We start from the raw sequence: 3407 nt of genomic DNA on the forward strand, positions 1-3407 counted from the left end.
GATTCACCCGCCGACCCCGACCACCCGCCCTGCCGACCACGGTGTGGATCAACAAACCAGCAGCTCAACCCACCGAACTACAGAACACCTGACCACGAAAACGTCTCACTTGACTTGACAGGTTCCGTTCGGGCCGTGGCAGACCTGCAATAGAACGCCTTCGTCGGTAGACCGCCGACGGCACCTGGGATCGGATCCTCGCGGCGGCACAGGTCCACGACGACGGGACGCCGGTGCAGTGGACGATCAGCATCGACTCGTCGATCGTGCGGGCGCACCAGCATGCCGCTGGCGCCCCAGAAAGGGGCTCCCCGACAAGTCCGGCGACGCCTGGTGCGCAAGATGGCGAGGCCATTGGCCGACCCCGAGGAGGGTTGAGCACGAAGATCCACCTCGCGGTCGACGGACGCGGACGGCCGTTGTCGACCCTGCCCGGGTCAGGCTTGTGATCAACACCGCGATCGGACCAGAGGGCGAGCCAGACGGAACGCCCAGGGCGGCGAAATTGATCTGAGGGAACGGTGGTGCTGCTCCAGCTCGTCGGCGAGGGCCGGATCGGGCTCGACGACCCGATCGAACGCTGGCTGCCCGGCGTTGTCGACGGCAACGGCAACGACGGCCGGCGCGTAACCGTACAGCACACCAGTGGCCTCTACGACTCCACCGACGACCTCGTCGCGCTGCAGTCGGCCGACGACTTCCTGGCCCACCGCTTCGACCACGACACCGAGGCGCAGCTGGTGGCGAGCGCGATGCGGCACCCGCCGCTGTTCGCCGCAGGCACGCGCTGGAGCTACTCGAACACCAACTACCTCTGGTCGGGATGCTCATCGAACGGGTTACGGGACACCCGTGGTACCCCGAGGTGCGCCCCCGGATCTTGGTGCCGCTGCACCTACCCATACGTTCTACCCCGGCGACCGGCCGACCCTGCCGCAGCCGCACGCCGAGGGGTACCAGCAGTTCGCGCTGGGTGGGCCGCTGATCGATACGACCGCGTTCAATCCGAGCGTGGCGGCCTCAGCCGGCGGCCTGGTCAGCACCACCACCGACCTGGCCCGCTTCTGGGATGCGGTGGCGCGCGGCCAGCTATTGCGGCCGGGACAGATGGCCGAGCTGCACCAGACCGTGCTGGCCGAATCGGTCCAGGACATCCGGCCCGGCATGGCCTACGGGCTGGGCATCATGTGGGTACCCAACCGGTGCGGCGGCCACTGGGCGCACTTCGGCGATATGCCTGGGATGTGGACCCTCGACGCGGTCATCCCGGACGGGGCACCGCTTGACGGTCTTCTACCTGTCCACCGAGCTACGGGACCTGCCCTGGTGGAGTGCCGCGGAGGCAGCCTGCTACGCGGGGCTCGGCGACGACCCAGATATCGTCGCCAGCATCGCCGCTCGCGCACTCACCGCAGAGGCGCACCTACGCGCCCGCCGGTCCCAGCTCGACCGCGGGGAGCACCGATGGGTCTGGCTCGCCCTGCACCGGGCGACCAACCCGGACCCGGTCGCCGCGGTCATCGACACTGTCGACGCGGCCCGCTACGCCGCCGGCTCGAATGCGCCGAACCTGGTCGCTGACGCCCGGACCCGGATCGTCAGATCCGCTCCGGTGTAACGGCTCGGCCAGTGCACCTGATGAAGGCGGTACGTGGCGGGGCCCCTTGTTGGCAAGGGGCCCCGCCACGTATCTCAGTCGAGTAGTTCGGTCACCGTGCCGGCGGCCACGGTACGGCCGCCCTCCCGAACGGCGAAGCCGAGCCCGACATCCATCGCGACCGGCTTGCCCAGTTTCACCGTCAGGTCGACGGTGTCACCCGGCAGGACCATCGTCACGTCGCCGAGGTCTACCGACCCGACCACGTCGGTGGTGCGGAAGTAGAACTGCGGCCGGTAGTTGGCGAGGAACGGCGTGTGGCGCCCCCCTTCGGCGGTGGTCAGTGCGTAGAGCCGGGCCCGGAACCGCTGGTGCGGCGTGACGCTGCCCGGCAACGCCACCACCTGACCACGCTGCACCTGGTCACGCTTGACCCCGCGCAGCAGCACGGCGGCGTTGTCCCCGGCGTCGGCGGTCGCCAGCGACTTGCCGAACGTCTCCAGCCCCGTCGCCACGGTCGACAGCGTCGGGCCGAGGCCGACCACCTCCACCGGGTCGCCGATCCGCAGGATGCCCTGTTCGACCGCGCCGGTCACCACCGTCCCCCGCCCGGAGATCGTCAACACGTTCTCGATCGGCATCAGGAACGGCTCGCCGAGGTCGCGGGGTGGCACCGGCACGTACCGGTCGACCGCATCGAGCAGTTCCACGATGGACGACGCCCAGCGCGGATCGCCCTCGAGGGCCCGCAGCGCCGACACCCGCACGACGGGCACCTCGTCGCCGGGGAACCCGTACTCGGACACCAACTCCCGGACCTCGAGCTCAACCAGGTCGAGCAGTTCCGGGTCCTCGACCGCGTCGGCCTTGTTCATCGCCACCACCAGGTAGGGCACGCCGACCCGCCGAGCGAGCAGCACGTGCTCCCGGGTCTGCGGCATCGCCCCGTCCAGCGCGGAGACAACCAGGATCGCGCCGTCGACCTGCGCCGCCCCCGTGATCATGTTCTTCACGAAGTCGGCGTGGCCGGGCATGTCCACGTGGGCGTAGTGCCGGGTCGCGGTCTCGTACTCGACATGCGCGATGTTGATGGTGATGCCGCGCGTCACCTCCTCCGGCGCCCGGTCGATGCCGTCGAAGGACACGAACCGGTTGACGGCGGGGTCGTGGTCGGCGAGAACCTTGGTGATGGCGGCCGTCAGGGTCGTCTTGCCGTGGTCGACGTGACCCATCGTGCCGATGTTGAGGTGCGGCTTCGCGCGCACAAACTGGCTCTTGGCCATGATGAGCTCCACACTGGAGACGAGTTGGCGGACAACGAACGCGGGCGGGTGCCACTCCGCGGAAACCGCGCCAGAACCGCATGTCGCGGCGCGCCGTGGGGGCAGCGCCGGAGGACCGGGCCACCCTCCTCCGTGGTTCTGCCGGAGCGGGAGGAGGGTCAGCTTCGGGTATCAGCCAGCCACGCGCAGACGTCGGCGGCGTCCGGCAGGTGGAAACCTGCGGGCCGCACAGAGCCGACGGTGCCGAACATGGCGATCATGCTAGCTATGAACCTCTGGCGGGCGACTGATATTCCCGGCACCTCTCTTCCGGTCATCAGCGTTGAAGTTGACGCCTGCGGTAGAGGCGGGGGCTCTGTTATCAAACGAACAACGGTGCCCGGGCCGCCGTCCGCACCCACTAGTGTCGCGTAATTGAGATCGTTTACTTGTCGTTGTTGGTGAGGAGTTTGCGGACCTCGGTGTGGACCCAGCGGACCTTGGTCAGGATCTCGCTGGGGGTCGCGGTCCAGACGAACGGCTTCGCG

Annotated in this window: 2 protein-coding genes and 3 pseudogenes; 4 read left to right on the forward strand and 1 reads right to left on the reverse strand. The window is 68.8% G+C overall.

Annotation, left to right across the window (positions count from 1 at the left end):
• Positions 1 to 127: 127 nt before the first annotated feature.
• From ACFOX0_RS33925 to ACFOX0_RS33940, 4 genes and pseudogenes are all read left to right on the forward strand, one after another.
• A pseudogene (locus ACFOX0_RS33925) lies at positions 128 to 431 on the forward strand (IS5/IS1182 family transposase); the annotation flags it as partial.
• A gap of 93 nt (positions 432 to 524) precedes the next feature.
• Positions 525 to 755, forward strand: a pseudogene (locus ACFOX0_RS33930) (serine hydrolase); the annotation flags it as partial.
• A 97-nt stretch (positions 756 to 852) separates the two neighbouring features.
• A pseudogene (locus ACFOX0_RS33935) lies at positions 853 to 1182 on the forward strand (hypothetical protein); the annotation flags it as partial.
• A 100-nt stretch (positions 1183 to 1282) separates the two neighbouring features.
• A complete protein-coding gene (locus tag ACFOX0_RS33940; RefSeq protein WP_377553744.1) occupies positions 1283 to 1618 on the forward strand; it encodes a hypothetical protein in 336 nt (111 codons plus the stop codon).
• 74 nt (positions 1619 to 1692) lie between these two features.
• Here ACFOX0_RS33940 and tuf read toward each other — a convergent pair whose 3' ends face one another.
• Complete coding sequence (tuf, locus tag ACFOX0_RS33945; RefSeq protein WP_377553746.1) at positions 1693 to 2880, reverse strand: elongation factor Tu; 1188 nt, start codon at positions 2878 to 2880, stop codon at positions 1693 to 1695.
• Between the last annotated feature and the right edge of the window lie 527 nt (positions 2881 to 3407).

This window comes from Micromonospora zhanjiangensis (genome assembly GCF_042650605.1).
In the GTDB taxonomy this organism is placed as follows: Bacteria; Actinomycetota; Actinomycetes; order Mycobacteriales; family Micromonosporaceae; genus Micromonospora_J; species Micromonospora_J zhanjiangensis.